Raw genomic sequence first — 16,953 nt, forward strand, 5'->3', positions numbered from 1 at the left:
ATCAAATTAAAGCGTGTTGAACGCCACTATAAATTAAATAGATTCCGAAGAAAATAAAAATCAGCCCTGCTGCATTATCAATATAGCGACTATATTGGCTATAAAACTGTTTTGCAACAGAACGAGAGAAAAGCACCGAAATGACGTAGAAATATAAAAAGGTTTCTACGGTAATCACGGCAAGTGCGGTCAAAATTTGTGATGTTTCGGTAATATTCACTAGAACCAATGACATCACACTGCTGAAATAAATCACCACTTTAGCATTAGATAAATTGACTAATAAGCCTTTCATAATGCTCGTTAAGGTTGATTGATTTGGCACATTTGCATTCTGCTTTTCATCAAAAACCGCATTGTTTTTTACTTTTGCCATTTTAATGCCGAGATAAACTAAATAGGCTCCACCAAGCATCATCACAATGCCTTGAATAATTGGCATGCTGGCAAAAATAATGGCGAGCCCTAAAACAGCAGCCGTCGCCCAGATTAATACCCCAATGGTAATCCCAATCACGCCACCAATGGCTTCTCGACGAGAACTCATCGCTGAAACTCGACTGACATAGAAAAAATCAGGGCCAGGCGAAAGCAAGCCAACAAGATGAATAATCATCAAATTTAGCATGGCAAGCCTATAATACGTAGTATCGCAATCACGATAACCGCATAGATTGCTGCTAAAACATCATCCACCATAATCCCAAAACCGCTTTCCAGTTTTTGGTCAAAATAACGGATGGGATAAGGTTTTAAGATATCGAAGAAACGAAACAATACAAAGGCAATCACAATCCAAGGTAACGATGAGCTTGGAATCGCCACTAATACGATAAATACCCCAACAAATTCATCCCAAACAATGGAACCGTGATCATGAACCCCCATATCATCTGCAGTTTTTTGACATAGATAACAGCCAAGTACAAAGCAAAGTGCGGTCAAAATTAAGAAGATTTTTAGCCCAAGGCAAGCTAATAATGCTGAACCTAAAATCGTTCCAGCTAAACTTCCCCATGTGCCCGGTGCTGGACGAATTAATCCTGAACCAAAACCTAATGCAAGTAAATGAACTGGATTTTTTAAGCTGACTCTATCAAGTGGTGAACTATTCATTATTTATCCTTAAAATGATCAAAACCTGACGGCGCTCGATAATTGATTACGCGCCCATCTTTTAAAAAAGTCATCTGATTGTTATTTTGCGGAACGATTTTCCCGATACAAGTACAAGGTACATTTAATAATTGAGACAACTTTTCAATCTCGGCCTTTTTATTTGCAGGAACCGTAAAGCAAAGCTCATAATCTTCCCCGCCACTTAATGCAAACGCTTCTGCCTTTTCTAAGTGATATGTTTTTTTGACTGGTGTGGATAAAGGCAAGGTAGATAATTCAATCTCCGCTGAACATTGGCTTCTCGTTAAAATATGCCCTAAATCAGCGACAAGACCATCTGAAATATCAATGCATGAATGCGCGACATCCACTAATGCTTGACCTAATTCAACGCGTGGCATCGGATGAAAATGGCGTTTTACTAAAAATTCAATATCAAAATCGACCGCACTTTTACCTTGTAAGATCCAATTTAAACCTGCCGCACTATCACCTAACGTGCCTGATACATAAATTAAATCACCAACCTTCGCGTTATGTCGAAATAAAGCCTTTCCTTTTGGTACGAAACCTTGTGCCGTAATGGTTATAGAAAGTGGACCTTTCGTTGTATCGCCACCAATTAATGTTACATCATATTGATTTAATGTATCAAACAGACTTTGACTAAAGTGGCTCAGCCAGTTTTCATCAACTTTAGGTAATGTGAGTGCAAGAGAAATCCAAGTGGGTTTCGCCCCCATAGCAGCTAAATCACTTAGATTTGTCGCGATAGCTTTATACGCTAAATCTTGGGGAGAAATGGAAGATAAAAAATGCGTGCCTTCGACCATTGTATCGGTGGTGATCGCAAGCTGATAGCCTTCTGGAATATGAGTGATCGCACAATCATCCCCAATACTGAAATCAACAAAGTGTTGATTGCCTTTTTGTATTGAGAAATATCGCCCTATAAGATCAAATTCACCCGTACTCATTTTATCTGCGCACCAAAAAACAAAGGGCAGACATTTGTCTACCCTACATTTGAATAATTATTTGCGACCTAATGCAGGAGCGACTTTATCCAATACACCGTTAATGTATTTATGGCTTTCATCTGCACCAAATACTTTCGCCACTTCAATTGCCTCGTTAATCGCCACTTTATACGGCACATCTGGCTCAAATTGAAGTTCATAAACCGCTAAGCGTAAAATCGCTCTTTCAATCGGATCTAATTCATCCAACGCGCGATCTAAATAATGGCTCATTGAAAAATCAACGGCTTCTACATTCGCAACGGTTTGACGGAAAAGGCGGCTAAAATAAGGTTTATCCACACCTTTTAAATCTTGATCCACAACGAACGTGAGTTCCACTTGTTCTGGCGCATTACCAGAGAGCGCCCAAGAATATAATGCTTGAACGGCACATTCTCTCGCTCTACGACGTGGCGATACTTTTTTTACAGGTTCTTTTTTATCTGTCATTGGAATTATGCCGCATCAATTTGTTGTAAAAGGTTCACCATTTCAAGTGCCGTTAATGCTGCTTCTGCACCTTTGTTACCTGCTTTGGTGCCAGCGCGCTCGATAGCTTGTTCAATGTTTTCAGTCGTTAAAACACCAAATGCCACTGGAATTTCAGCTTGCATTGCTACTTGACCTAAACCGCTACTTGCTTCACCCGCTACATATTCAAAGTGAGCTGTACCACCACGGATCACAGTACCTAATGCGACGATTGCATCAAATTTTTTGCTTTCAGCTAAACGACGTGCTACTAATGGAAGTTCATACGCACCTGGTGCACGAACGATAGTGATATTCTCATCTTTCACTTGGCCGATACGTTTTAATGCATCTACCGCACCTTCTAATAAACTTTCATTAATAAAACTGTTAAAACGAGCAATCACCACTGCGATTTTAGCATTTGGCGCAGCTACCGCACCTTCTAAAACTTTCATACTTTTTCCTAATCTGAATGAACAATAAATTTGACGGTGGATTTTAGCATAAAAAGAAACCCTGTGGAAATAATCCGACAGGGTTTTCTATGAGTGGAAAAGAACTTACTTCTCGAGTTTTAACGGTTCAATTTTCCAGATATTTTTCGCATATTCAAGAATTGTACGGTCTGATGAGAAGAAGCCCATGTTCACCATATTTTGAATGGTACTAGCTATCCATACATCACGATCTTGATATTTTTTATCTACCGCTTTTTGCGCTTCCACATAACTGCGGAAATCAGCAAAAGATTGGTAATAATCGTGGTACTGTAAACCTTGAATTAGAGAGTGATAACGGTTCGGTTCTTCCGGCGAGAAATCACCACGAATGATTTGGTCAATAACTTCACGTAATTGCTCGTCATTTTGATAATAATCAAACGGACGATAACCTTCGCGACGTAATGCTTCCACTTGTTCAACCGTATTACCAAAGATAAAGATGTGATCTTCACCAACATTATCTAAAATCTCAACGTTCGCACCATCAAGCGTACCCAATGTTAACGCACCATTTAAGGCAAACTTCATGTTACTGGTACCTGATGCTTCTGTTCCTGCAAGAGAGATTTGCTCAGAAATATCTGCCGCTGGAATGATTAATTGTGCAAGACTTACGCTGTAGTTCGGGATAAAGACAACTTTTAAACGACCTTTTAAGCGTTCATCATTATTGATAACATTCGCGACATCGTTAATTAAACGAATGGTTTGTTTTGCTGCATAGTAAGCTGAAGCTGCTTTACCCGCTAGAATGAACACACGTGGCTGCCAATCTTTTTCTGGATGAGCAAGCATTTCGTTATAACGTGCAATAATGTGTAACACATTAAGCATTTGACGTTTGTATTCGTGAATACGTTTTACTTGTACGTCAAATAAAGCATGTGGATCTAAATCGATATCAAGTGTTTTCTTCACATATTGTGCTAATTTCACTTTGTTATCGTATTTAATATCTGCAACAGCACGCTTAAATTCACCTTTATCTGCAAACGCTTTAAGTTTTTCAATTTGGCTTAAATCGCAACGCCATTCAGAACCAATATATTGATCAAATAAAGCCGCTAATTTCGGGTTCGCTACGGCAAGCCAACGACGCGGTGTCACACCGTTTGTTACATTGGTGAAACGTTCTGGATAGATACGAGCAAAATCAGCAAAGGTTGATGTCACCATAAGATCTGAGTGAATTGCAGCAACACCGTTCACTTTATGCGAACCCACAACAGACAACCATCCCATACGCACTTTACGTTGATATCCTTCTTCGATAAGTGAAACGCGACGGATAAAATCCATATCAGTCGTGACATACGTTTTCACATATTCAAGGAAATGATCATTGATTTCAAAAATCATTTGTAAGTGACGCGGTAAGATTTTCGCCATCATTTCTACCGGCCAGGTTTCCAATGCTTCTGACATTAAAGTATGGCAAGTGTAAGAGAAAATACGACGAGTCACATCCCAAGCGTGTTGCCATGAGTAACCGTGTAAATCGATTAAAATGCGCATCAATTCAGGAATAGCTAATGCTGGGTGGGTATCATTCAAGTGAATCGCCACTTTGTCAGCAAGATTATCCAATGTACCGTGTGTTCTTAAATGACGACGGAGAATATCTTGTAAAGAAGCTGATACTAAAAAGTACTCTTGACGTAAACGCAACTCACGGCCATTCCAAGTAGAATCATCCGGATAAAGTACGCGGGATAGATTTTGGTTAGCAGAACGCGTTGCCACAGCTGCTAGGTGGTCACCACGGTTAAATTCTTCTAAATCAAATAACTCTCCACCATGGGCAGACCATAAACGTAAGGTTGAGGCTGAATCATTTTTGTAACCTGGAATCATTTGATCGTATGCAAGTGCGGTCACTTTTTCAGCCGGATTCCAAATACATTTTTTATCTTCAAAATAGATATGACCACCAAAATCAATGCTAAAACGTTTTGATGGACGCATAAATTCCCAAGGCGCACCTTTTTCTAACCAATCATCGGGACGTTCAACTTGTTGACCATTTTCAATTTTTTGACGGAACATACCGTATTCATAACGAATACCGTAACCCATCGCAGGAATGGCTAATGTTGCCAGTGAATCCATAAAGCAAGCAGCAAGGCGACCTAATCCCCCGTTACCTAAACCTGGATCCACTTCTTTTTCAATAATCTCTTCCAAATCAACATTCAATTCAGCCAGAGCTTTTTCCGCCACGTCATAAACACCTTCCGCAATCATCGCATTAGAAAGTGTACGGCCAATTAAAAATTCCATAGAAAGGTAATAAACACGACGGGTTTCTTCTGCACGAGATTGACGAGCGGTGGTAATCCAACCTTCAGTCACTAAATCACGTACAGCATAAAGTGTCGCATTTAGCCAGTCACGTTGACTCGCCTCTTTTGGTGAACGACCAATTAAGAAAATTAATTTATAAACAATTGCTTTTTTTACGTCTTCAACATCAAGACTTGGCCGGTTGTAAAGAAATGGCGAATCAAAATTGTCCATGATCATAGAAAGTAAAACCTCAATAAAAAAATCGCACAAATTTTAAGCTTTTTTACGAAAAAAACAATAAAAACCCCCTATTCAAAGGCGATTATTTTGAAGAGGGAGTCAATCCATTGAATTATGAGTCTAAAATGCTTAAATAAAGTTGCTCATATTGAGCGGCCGCATTTTTCCAACTAAAGTCCTGTGCCATGGCGTTATTACGAACCATTGCCCAAACACGTTGTTTTTGCCACAAGGCAAAGGCATGTTGGATAGTACTTCGTAAATCATCTGCTTCGGCTTTTTGAAATACAAAACCTGTTGCAGTACGCTCTTTAATGGTTTCACTTGTACTGTTCGTCACGGTATCAGCTAATCCTCCCGTCGCACGAACAAGCGGCAATGTGCCATATTGCAAGCCATATAATTGGGTTAATCCACAAGGTTCAAAACGGCTTGGCACTAAAATCACATCACCACCGGCAACCATTAAATGTGAAAGCGCTTCATCATAGCCAATTTTTACTGCGATATTTTCAGGATAACGTTGTGCCAATTGGCAAATTCCCTCTTCCAAATATTTCGCACCTGAACCGAGAATGGTTAATTGACCACCTTGTTTAACAATTTCATCCGCTGTCGCAATCAATAAATCCACGCCTTTTTGTTCTGTTAAGCGCGTTACCATCACAAATAAAAGTGCATCAGGTTGTTGTGGTAAATTGAAATAAGCTTGTAAATCTGTTTTATTTTTCTTCTTGCCCGCAATGGATTTCAATTTGTAGTGATGCTGAATATAAGCATCACAACTTGGATGCCAAATTTCTTGATCTACGCCATTTAAAATCCCCACCAGCTTACCTGCTTCACGTAAGCCTGTTAATAAGCCTTGTAAGCCATAAGCAAAGTCTGGTGTGGTGATTTCTTTCGCATAAGTAGGACTCACAGCTGTTACCATATCAGAATAATAGAGGCCAGCTTTCAAATATGAAATTTGGCCAAATAACTCTAAACCATTAACATGAAACATCCCTTCTGGTAAGCCAATTTCATGTAAATGGTGATGTGCAAATTGTCCTTGATAAGCAAGATTATGAATAGTAAATACTGATTTTGCAGGACGACCTTTATTAAAGAGATAAGCTGCCACTAAACCTGCATGCCAATCATGAGCATGAACCACCTCTGCTCGCCACCAACTGTCTAAGCCTGTCGCAAGTTCAGCGCCCACCCAGCCTAGTAAAGCAAAACGCTTATAGTTATCGGCATAATCGTTATAACCTGTATCATGATAAGGATTCCCTTCTCGCCAATAGAGATATGGGGCATCAATCAGATAAATTCCTACACCATTGTATTCACCATAACGTAATACAACATGACCTGCAAAATTATCAAATTCAGTGACGACATGAGTATTCTCAATACCAGCTGAAATTTTTGGATAAGCAGGCAATAAAATGCGTGTATCAATACCTATTTCTTTTTGGGCAAAAGGTAGCGCCCCTAAAACATCAGCGAGTCCACCGGTTTTTAATAAGGGATACAGCTCCGAGCAAACATGTAAAACTCTCATAATTTTCCTTTTATACTTAAGATTGTGCTGTCATTGATAACAGCACAATCTTTTTAGTTCACTTAAAATACTGTCAAAATTGACCGCACTTTAGTCCAAATGTTTTTCATCCGTAATTTCTTCACCTTGCAATTTTTTTAGCATTGTTGGCGTAACTAATACAACTTTACCGGTAGAACTTACACGAAAACGTCTACTGTCTAAGGCTTTATCTACACCGATTTCCATACCATCTGGAATAATACAATGACGATCAATAATACAATCTTTCAATATACAATTTTTACCGATTTGTACTTGTGGTAAGACAACGCAGTGATCAACAGAAGACTCTTCATTAATTTTAATTCTATCAAATAAAACTGAATTGCTAATAGATGCATCAGTAATCACGCAGCCGCCACCAATAAGCGAGTTATCTACCGGTTTGACATTTGCATTTTTATAGAAGAACTTAGATGGATAAGCCTGTACTGGATTACCACGAATTGGCCAGCTTTGATCGTAAATATCTAATTGCGGATGTTCTGAAACCAAGTCGATATTCGATTGCCAGAAACTATCAAGTGTCCCTACATCACGCCAGTAAATTTCACCTTCGGTATTACGTCCCATACAAGAACGGCTGAATGGATGCGCATAAAGCACGCCTTCTTCTAAGCATTTTGGCAAGACATCTTTACCAAAGTCATGGGATGTGCAAGGTGTGTTTACTTCTCTATCAAGCATTTTATATAGATATTCTGCATCAAAGACATAAATTCCCATAGACGCTAATGAAATGTCTGGTTTACCAACCATTGCTGGTGGATCTTTTGGTTTCTCCACGAAGGCTTTCACTTTAAGATTTTCGTTTACTGCCATGACACCAAATTCACTGGCTTCAGAACGTGGCACCTCAATACAACCTACTGTACATTTTGCTCCACTTCTGACGTGATCCATCAACATGACACTGTAATCTTGTTTATAAATATGGTCGCCTGCAAGAATCAAAATGTATTTTGGGCGATAGTGATTACGGATAATTGCCATATTTTGATATACCGCATCCGCTGTACCACGGTACCACGTAGAATCATCAATTTGTTGACGGGCAGGCAACATATCTACGAATTCACCACGCTCTTGCGGTAAGAATGACCAACCTGTTTGTAAATGGCGTAATAAAGAGTGAGCGGCATACTGGGTTACAACACCGATACGATTCAGGCCTGAGTTAATACAGTTGGAAAGCGCAAAATCAATAATGCGACGATTACCACCAAAATATAACGCAGGTTTAGCACGTTTATCGGTTAATTCATGTAAGCGAGAACCACGACCACCAGCCAAAATAAGCACTAAAGTATCTTTAACTAATTCATATTTATTAAGATCACTTTTCATAACAAACTCCATCGTTTTCATCATCCATATGTTCCAACACTTCAAATGCTATACCGCTCACATCACATTGTTGAATCACGCTATTTTCAGTTTCGGCAATCTTTTTCCATTTACCATTTGGCAAATAAAAAGATTGCGGTTCAGTTTTTGCATTAATTAAGAAAAGATATTTGCCGTCCAACATAACTTGTAGGGCTTTGCTTTCCCGATTATGCCAATCGTCTAGTGTCATCGGGTTTCCCCCAGTATTCAACCACTCGACATTTTCATCCGACCACCAAGCCTCCTGTTGCAAACTTTGAATTTTTTTTCGTAATGCAATGGTTTGCTTGGTAAAGTCAAATAAGGTTTGGTTAAAATCATTCCACTTTAACCACGTAATTTCGTTATCTTGGCAATAGGCGTTGTTATTGCCATATTGGCTGTTGCCGAACTCATCCCCAGCAAGCAGCATGGGGACACCATTTGCCAGTAATAAAGAGCCTAACAAGCCTTTTTCTGATAAAACACGGTTATTTTCGACCGCACTTTGCCATTCATCAGATAAATCCAGTTGAGAACCTTCTATGCCATGATTGTAGCTATAATTTTCATTGCGTCCGTCACGGTTCTCTTCACCGTTAGCGTCATTGTGTTTATGGTTATAGCTCACTAAATCTCGTAACGTAAAACCATCATGAGCGGTAATAAAGTTCAAGCTACCATGTGGTAATCGTCCTTCTCGTTTAAAAATATCGCTCGAGCCAGCAAAACGTTCTGCAAAAGCACCCACTTCACCACTTTGCCATAACCAAAAACGACACATATCATCGCGGAAACGATCATTCCATTGAGAAAAATAGGCTGGGAAATAACCAACTTGGTAACCGTAATGCCCTATATCCCAAGGCTCTGCAATTAATTTAATTTGTTGTAGAACGTCATCCTGTTCCATTTCCGCAAACAATTTTGCATTTGGATTGAAATCAGGCGTTTCACGACCAAGTACCGTGGCTAAATCAAAACGGAAACCATCTACATGACATTCTGTTACCCAGTAACGTAAACAATCTAATACCCATTTGCGAGTGACATCATTGGCAAGATTGAGCATATTGCCGCAACCTGTCCAGTTAATGTAGTCGCCATGTTCGTTTTGCCAGTAATAGGTTTTGTCATCAATGCCACGCTGGCAAAATGTCGGAAATGATTTTTCGGATTCAGCCGTATGGTTAAACACCACATCTAAAATCACTTCGATACCAGCTTGATGCAAGGCTTTCACCATGCTCTTAAACTCGTTCAAAGGCTGTTTTTGATCAGATGCGTAACTTGGTTCTAAAGCAAACATGGCTAGTGGGTTGTATCCCCAATAATTACGTAATCCTTTTTCTTGCAAATGCGGTTCATCAATAAAGAAATTCACTGGAAGCAATTCAAGGCTGGTAATACCCAATGATTTAAAATACGCAATATTTTCAGGGTGTGCTAAAGCCGCATAAGTGCCCCGAATATTTTCTGGAATACGTGAATTTAATTGGCTAAATCCTTTAACATTCAGTTCATACACAATGGTTTGAGCCCAAGGAATAGACGGCTTGCAATCCCCATTCCAATCAAAACTCTCATCCACCATGCGACCTTTAGGTGCAACCGCTGCATTATCTCGTCCATCATTTAACAAGAAAATTGAACGGGCTTCTGGTGAACTTAAATCTGGTTTATGAGTGACCGCTTTCGCATAAGGATCAAGCATTAACTTTTGCGGATTAGCTAAAGTGCGGTCATTTTTGCCTGTAATTCTGAACGCATACTCATCATTTAGCTCGACTCCCTCAATTGCCACATGCCAAATGTCATCGGTTCTGCGCATGGCAAAACGACTTTCTTTGCCATCACGGAACAAGCAAAGTTCAATAGCATCCGCCACACTAGAAAACAGCGCAAAATTCGAAATTTTTAGGCCGTTTTCCAGCGTTTGTGAATATCCCATTGGGGAAGATTTACCATTGTTATAAAAACTAAACATCGTGTTCTTCGCTATTCTTATGCTTTGTACTTCAAATAGATCGTTGCGAGTGGCGGAATGGTCACGCTAATCGAATTGTCACGTCCGTGACTGGCGATCGCTTCACTTTTCACTGAACCGAAATTACCTACATTTGAACCTTGATAATACATTGAGTCAGTATTCAAAATTTCCTCGTATTCACCCGCGGCATTCACACCGATACGATAGCCTTCACGTGGCACTGGGGTGAAGTTACTGATCACGATAATGCGTTCGTCATTACTGCTCTTACGTTCAAAGGCAAAGACCGAATTTTCCGCATCGTCCACCACTAACCAATCAAAGCCTTCTGGTTCACCGTCTAATTCAAAGAGTGGTGCATTGTTTTGATAAACGCCGTTCAAATCTTTAACTAATTGCAAGACGCCTTTATGCCATAGGCCACCATGGTTTTCATCAAGTAAGAACCAATCCAAGCTTTCTTCATAATTCCATTCACGACCTTGAGCAAATTCATTCCCCATGAATAATAATTTCTTGCCTGGATAGCCCCACATATAACCGTAGTAAGCGCGCAAGTTAGCAAATTTTTGCCATGCATCGCCAGGCATTTTGCCGAGTAACGAGCATTTGCCGTGTACGACTTCATCATGAGAAAGTGGCAATACAAAGTTTTCGCTGTATTGATAGATCATCCCAAAGGTCATTTTGTCGTGATGATAACGACGATAAACCGGATCGAGTTTCATATAACTTAGGGTATCGTTCATCCAGCCCATGTTCCATTTGAAATTAAATCCAAGTCCACCATTTTCTGTCGGATGAGTTACACCACCAAAAGAAGTAGATTCTTCGGCAATGGAAATCGCGCCAGACATCTCAGAATGGATTTTCCAGTTGGTGTGTTTTAAGAATTCAATCGCTTCTAAATTTTCACGGCCTCCATATTGATTCGGGATCCATTCGCCTTCAGCACGACTATAATCACGGTAAATCATTGACGCTACTGCATCTACACGGATACCGTCTAAACCAAAGCGCTCTAGCCAATACAGTGCATTGCTGGATAAGAAGTTTTTTACTTCATTACGACCATAGTTATAAATCAAGGTATTCCAGTCTTGGTGATAGCCCTCACGCGGGTCAGCATACTCATATAACGCAGTGCCATCGAATGCAACTAGTCCATGTGTATCACTTGGGAAATGTCCCGGTACCCAGTCTAAAATCACATTTATGCCTGCTTTGTGGGCTTTTTCGACTAAACGTTTAAAGGCTTCTGGTGTACCGAAACGACTAGTCGGCGAATACAAGCCTATTGGTTGGTAGCCCCAGGAACCATCGAATGGAAATTCAGAGAGTGGTAAAAACTCAATATGGGTAAAGCCCATATGTTTGACATAAGGAATGAGTTCATCAGCGATTTGGTCATAATCAAGCCAGAAATTATTTTCTAAATTACGACGCCATGATCCCAAATGTACTTCGTAAATCGAAATGGGTTGATTACGTTGATTCGCTTGACGACGTTGCTCCGTCATTTCGACTACATCTGGTAACATGCTGATTTCTGATGCGGTATCCGGACGTAATTCAGATCTAAATGCATAAGGGTCAGCTTTTAAACGAAGGTTGCCATTGCAATCAATCAATTCAAATTTATAACGTTGACCCAAGCTAGCTTTGGGTAAGAATAATTCCCACACCCCACTTGCTGGATGAAAACGCATCGGATGACGACGACCGTCCCAATAGTTGAAATCACCCACCAATGAAACGCGTTTCGCATTTGGCGCCCATACACGGAAATTTACGCCTGGTACACCATCACATTCAGTAAAATGTGCACCTAATACGTCATAAGGGCGTAGTAACGAACCTTCTGCTAATAGCCATTGATCTAAATCATTAATCATCGGATGGAAACGGTACGGATCTTCAATAATTTGGGCTTCTGCCCCCCAATACACTTTTAATTGGTAGACCAAGAAATGACGAATCTCCGGCACAATCGCAGTAAAAAATCCGCGGTCATCCACTTTTTCAAGAACGACAACGATAGATTGACTTTCTTTATCAATCACTTCGACTTTATCTGCATCCGGTAATAAAGCGCGAACCTCAATACCATTATGAGTTTCATGCATGCCTAATACAGCAAAAGGATCGGCATGTTTGCCATCAAAAAATGAATTAATTACTGATTGCGCGACTAGTTTCGTCATGACATACTCCTTTATGCTTTGCAAGCTTGATTATTTACAACCGATAGTATTTTCTCGTTTGTTGAGAGACAAAAAGCATTAAACGATAATAGATAAAAGACAAAGCAGGCAATGAAAGTGCGGTTGAATATGGAATTGTTTTTTCAAACTGAATTTGGTTTTGCTCGTCGAGCAATTGATAACGCAAAGAAGCATCAGGAGGAGAAGAAAACGCGGTTAAATCATCATGAATGGGTTCGTTTTCAAAGGCACATATTACATCTTGGAACGGCTGATTTTGTCCAATATTCGGTGGAAATTGCAACTGCTCGATAAAATAATCAATACTGGTTGGCGACGCATCAATTAAATACCCATCAATATCATAATGGGAAAACGAAATGCCAAGTTTTTCAGCAGATTGTTTAAGTGATAAGGACATTTGCATACAACGACTGATACATCTATATAATACTTATTAAGTATTATAGGTAAGCGCAGTTGAAATACAATTGTCAATGTCGCAAATTGTGACCTACGTCAAAAAACAAATTTCAAAAAGTATATAAGTGAAAATTTATTCAGTTTCAATCACAAATTCGAACCAATCAATAACATCTTCTTCGTGCACGCCATCTCGAATTAAAATGCCTGCATTTTTCACTGAATTAGGATCGCCACTGATTAAGGGATGCCATTCGGGCAAAGGTTTACCTTCATACAATAAACGATAGGCACAGGTATTCGGCAACCATCCAAAATCAGGCAAATTCTTTTTGGTTAATTTGGTGCAATCACTTTCGATTTTAAAACGCTCAGGATAATTACGACACTTCCCTGTTTCCACATCTAAGAGATTGCAAGCAATACGTGTGTAATAAAGTTTTTCACGCTTTCTCCGCCCTTGAATATATTTCCGATAACAGCATTTTCCGCAGCCATCACATAAGGCCTCCCATTCGGATTCTGTCATGTCAAGGAGCGATTTTTTTTGCCAAAAATGAGATTCAAATTGCATAGTGAAACCAATAAAAAAGTGCGGTCAAAATTTACGTAATTTTTGACCGCACTTTGTTGTTTAGAATTAGAAGCCTTCTTTTAAGCTTACGGTTAAGTTAAACACTAAGTGCTCTGGGCGGCTGTCTTTATTATCCGCACAGAAATAACCTTCGCGTTCAAATTGGTAACCTTTTTCTGGTTCCGCATTTGCGAGGCTTTGTTCGACAAAACCGTGTTTCACCACTAAGGATGTTGGATTTAGCACGCTTTCGATTTCCTCTGCAGCACCTGGATTTGGTACGGTGAAAAGACGCTCGTATAAACGGAACTCCGCTGGGTGATTATGCACTGCAGATACCCAGTGGATAACCCCTTTTACTTTGCGACCGTCCGCTGGATTTTTACCTAAGGTTTCCGGATCATAGGTACAGAAAATCGTGGTGATTTCACCATTTGCATCTTTTTCTACACGTTCAGCTTTAATCACGTAAGCGTTACGCAAACGCACTTCTTTACCTAATACTAAGCGTTTATATTGTTTGTTCGCTTCTTCACGGAAGTCTGCGCGATCAATATAAAGCTCTTTCGTAAACGGTAATTGACGCTCACCTAATTCAGGACGATTCGGGTGGTTTGGCGCCGTTAAAGTTTCTTCGCCTTCAAAGTTTTCAATCACTACGCGAACAGGATCAATCACCGCCATTGCGCGTGGTGCATTCTCGTTTAAATCGTCACGAATACAGGCTTCAAGTGCAGAATACTCTACGACGTTGTCTTGTTTAGTCACACCGATACGACGACAGAATTCACGTAACGAAGCCGGTGTATAACCACGACGACGTAAACCTGAAATCGTTGGCATACGCGGGTCATTCCAACCATCCACAATACCGTCATTTACTAATTTCAATAACTTACGTTTAGAGGTTAATGTGCCTTCTAAATTTAAACGTGAAAATTCATATTGATGCGGTAATGGACGTTCAATACTAATATTATCCAACACCCAGTCATATAAACGACGGTTGTCTTGGAATTCTAATGTACATAAAGAGTGTGTAATACGTTCAATCGCATCAGAGATACAGTGAGTGAAATCGTACATTGGGTAAATGCACCATTTATCACCAGTTTGGTGATGGCTCGCAAATTTAATACGATAAAGCACAGGATCGCGCATGACCATAAATGGCGATGCCATGTCGATTTTCGCACGAAGACTTAATGTACCTTCCGCAAACTCACCGTTTTTCATTCTTTCAAATAATGCTAAGTTTTCTTCAACACTGCGATCACGATATGGGCTGTTTTTACCTGGCTCAGTTAATGTACCACGATATTCACGCATTTCATCTGGAGAAAGCTCATCCACATAGGCTAAATCTTTTTCGATCAACTCAATCGCATAGCCATAAAGTGCATCGAAGTAATCTGACGCATAACGCGGTTCGCCTTCCCATTTAAAACCTAACCATTCCACATCCGCTTTAATGGAATCCACATATTCCACATCTTCTTTCACCGGATTGGTATCGTCAAAACGTAGGTTACATAAGCCGTTATATTCTTTTGCCAAGCCGAAATTTAAGCAAATCGATTTGGCATGACCAATATGCAAATAGCCATTCGGCTCAGGCGGGAAACGAGTATGAACACTTTTGTGTTTACCCGAAGCTAAATCTTCATCAATAATTTGAGTAATGAAATTGTGTGTGCGGGTATTTTCCGCATTTTCTAGGGTGTGTTCTGTATTGCTCATAAATTTCTCAATAAATTGAAAATAATTTCCCCATTCTATACGAAAAGTCAGGCGTTGTGAATTTGATCCCAAAACTAACCACACTTTCATTAAATTAATACTGAATTTTTTAGGATTTTTCGGTCTAACTTGAAGATTTTTCGTGCAAACTGAAAAGTTTACCTTTAGAATACCCCTTTACTGAACAAACGTTCATTTTTATTTAGGATGACAAAGTCTTATGAAAAAACGTTTTTTTATTTTACTCGGATTACTCATTGCTGCTGGTGCGGCTTATTATTTTTTCTCGAGCAATAGCAAACAAGAAACAACCTATCTGACCGAATCAGTTACCCGCGGCAATGTGGAAAAAACAGTTGTCGCTTCTGGTTCAGTTGAAAGCGTGAATGAAGTCGATGTCGGCGCCCAAGCTTCGGGCAAAATCACCAAACTCTATGTCAAATTAGGACAAGAAATCAAAAAAGGCGAAATGATCGCTGATATTGATTCCACAACCCAAATTAACACCTTAAATACCAAAAAAGCGGCATTGGTTAGCTATCAAGCACAATTAAAAGCGAAGAAAACTGCTTACGATGTAGCCCTTTCAAGCTATAACCGCTTATCAAAACTTTATATGCAAAAAGCGACATCTTTGGATAGTGTGAATACCGCAAAAAGCACCCTTGATAATGCGAAAGCCGAAATGGAAGTCATTGAAGCCAATATCAAACAAGCTGAAATTGAAGTAAATACCGCAGAAACCAATGTGGGTTATACAAAAATCACCGCACCAATGGATGGTACCGTTATTTCTGTGCCTGTTTCAGAAGGTCAAACCGTTAATGCCAACCAAACTACCCCAACGATTGTGACCATTGCCGATTTAAGCAAAATGAAAATTAAGCCTGAAATTTCAGAAGGCGATATTACGAAAGTTAAAGCGGGTCAAGAAGTCAGCTTTACTATTTTATCGGATAGCCAAACGGTGTATCACTCTGTCATTGATTCTGTTGATCCTGCCAATACGACGATAACTGATAGCTCTTCAACATCATCTTCGACAAATTCAAGCAGTAGTAGCTCCACAACCAGTGCGATTTACTATTACGCTAATGTATTGATTGATAACCCTGATCGCACTTTACGCATCGGAATGACGACAGAAAACAACATCAAAATTGCCAATGCAAAAGATGTGTTATTGATTTCCAATATGGCTATTCAAAAACGTGATGGTAAAAGCGTTGTGAATATATTGAATGACAAAAATCAACCTGAACAGCGTGAAGTCGAAACCGGTGTACAAAATGATTTCCACACTGAAATCAAATCCGGCTTAAACGAAGGTGAGAAAGTTATCGTGTCACAAGTCGCGAATGGTGAAGAGGTTGGCTCTATGCCTCGTGGTCCAAGAATGTTCTAAAAGTGCGGTAG

At 39.8% G+C, this 16,953-nt stretch carries 14 protein-coding genes; 1 reads left to right on the top strand and 13 read right to left on the bottom strand.

Translation table 11 applies throughout. The annotated features are described in order from the left end of the window. Position 1: 1 nt before the first annotated feature. The 13 genes from HMPREF3263_RS04560 to glnS all read right to left on the bottom strand — a co-directional run bounded on the left by HMPREF3263_RS04560 (position 2) and on the right by glnS (position 15,537). The gene (locus HMPREF3263_RS04560) at positions 2-628 is read right to left on the bottom strand and encodes a LysE family transporter (RefSeq protein WP_070853028.1); all 627 of its coding nucleotides are present in this window, start codon (positions 626-628) and stop codon (positions 2-4) included. Next, positions 622-1,116, bottom strand: coding sequence for a phosphatidylglycerophosphatase A family protein (locus HMPREF3263_RS04565; protein ID WP_070853029.1), 495 nt, complete (start codon positions 1,114-1,116; stop codon positions 622-624). The genes HMPREF3263_RS04560 and HMPREF3263_RS04565 overlap by 7 nt, the downstream gene beginning before the upstream one ends. Further along, positions 1,116-2,096 carry a thiamine-phosphate kinase gene (thiL, locus tag HMPREF3263_RS04570; RefSeq protein ID WP_070853030.1) on the bottom strand — a complete coding sequence of 327 codons (981 nt, stop codon included), beginning with the start codon at positions 2,094-2,096 and terminating at the stop codon, positions 1,116-1,118. Before thiL ends, HMPREF3263_RS04565 begins: the two co-directional genes overlap by 1 nt. Positions 2,097-2,153: 57 nt before the next feature. Then, a complete protein-coding gene (gene nusB, locus HMPREF3263_RS04575; RefSeq protein ID WP_005695998.1) occupies positions 2,154-2,591 on the bottom strand; it encodes a transcription antitermination factor NusB in 438 nt (145 codons plus the stop codon). Between the two features lie 5 nt (positions 2,592-2,596). Beyond that, positions 2,597-3,070: a 6,7-dimethyl-8-ribityllumazine synthase gene (gene ribE, locus HMPREF3263_RS04580; RefSeq protein WP_005695997.1), complete on the bottom strand. Its 474-nt coding sequence runs from the start codon at positions 3,068-3,070 to the stop codon at positions 2,597-2,599. Positions 3,071-3,175: 105 nt separating this feature from the next. Next, positions 3,176-5,641 carry a glycogen/starch/alpha-glucan phosphorylase gene (locus HMPREF3263_RS04585; RefSeq protein WP_070853031.1) on the bottom strand — a complete coding sequence of 822 codons (2,466 nt, stop codon included), beginning with the start codon at positions 5,639-5,641 and terminating at the stop codon, positions 3,176-3,178. A 115-nt stretch (positions 5,642-5,756) separates the two neighbouring features. Further along, positions 5,757-7,196, bottom strand: coding sequence for a glycogen synthase GlgA (glgA, locus tag HMPREF3263_RS04590; protein ID WP_070853032.1), 1,440 nt, complete (start codon positions 7,194-7,196; stop codon positions 5,757-5,759). Between the two features lie 90 nt (positions 7,197-7,286). Next, complete coding sequence (glgC, locus tag HMPREF3263_RS04595) at positions 7,287-8,585, bottom strand: glucose-1-phosphate adenylyltransferase (RefSeq protein WP_070853033.1); 1,299 nt, start codon at positions 8,583-8,585, stop codon at positions 7,287-7,289. Then, entirely contained in the window at positions 8,575-10,593 is a 2,019-nt protein-coding gene (glgX, locus tag HMPREF3263_RS04600) for a glycogen debranching protein GlgX (protein WP_005699027.1), read from the bottom strand. Before glgX ends, glgC begins: the two co-directional genes overlap by 11 nt. Before the next feature lie 17 nt (positions 10,594-10,610). Further along, positions 10,611-12,800 (bottom strand): 1,4-alpha-glucan branching protein GlgB, encoded by a 2,190-nt coding sequence (gene glgB / locus HMPREF3263_RS04605; protein WP_005698976.1) that lies wholly within the window; start codon positions 12,798-12,800, stop codon positions 10,611-10,613. 34 nt (positions 12,801-12,834) lie between these two features. Beyond that, entirely contained in the window at positions 12,835-13,227 is a 393-nt protein-coding gene (locus HMPREF3263_RS04610) for a hypothetical protein (protein WP_005699026.1), read from the bottom strand. Positions 13,228-13,356: 129 nt separating this feature from the next. Next, entirely contained in the window at positions 13,357-13,797 is a 441-nt protein-coding gene (locus HMPREF3263_RS04615; protein WP_005699020.1) for a YcgN family cysteine cluster protein, read from the bottom strand. A 66-nt stretch (positions 13,798-13,863) separates the two neighbouring features. Further along, positions 13,864-15,537, bottom strand: a complete 1,674-nt coding sequence (gene glnS / locus HMPREF3263_RS04620; protein ID WP_032827312.1) for a glutamine--tRNA ligase — start codon at positions 15,535-15,537, stop codon at positions 13,864-13,866. Between the two features lie 220 nt (positions 15,538-15,757). Between glnS and HMPREF3263_RS04625 the strand changes: the two genes are divergently transcribed. Beyond that, entirely contained in the window at positions 15,758-16,942 is a 1,185-nt protein-coding gene (locus tag HMPREF3263_RS04625; RefSeq protein ID WP_005699006.1) for an efflux RND transporter periplasmic adaptor subunit, read from the top strand. Positions 16,943-16,953: the final 11 nt, after the last annotated feature.

It is taken from the genome of Haemophilus sp. HMSC61B11, from assembly GCF_001838615.1.
In the GTDB taxonomy this organism is placed as follows: domain Bacteria; phylum Pseudomonadota; class Gammaproteobacteria; order Enterobacterales; family Pasteurellaceae; genus Haemophilus_D; species Haemophilus_D parainfluenzae_AD.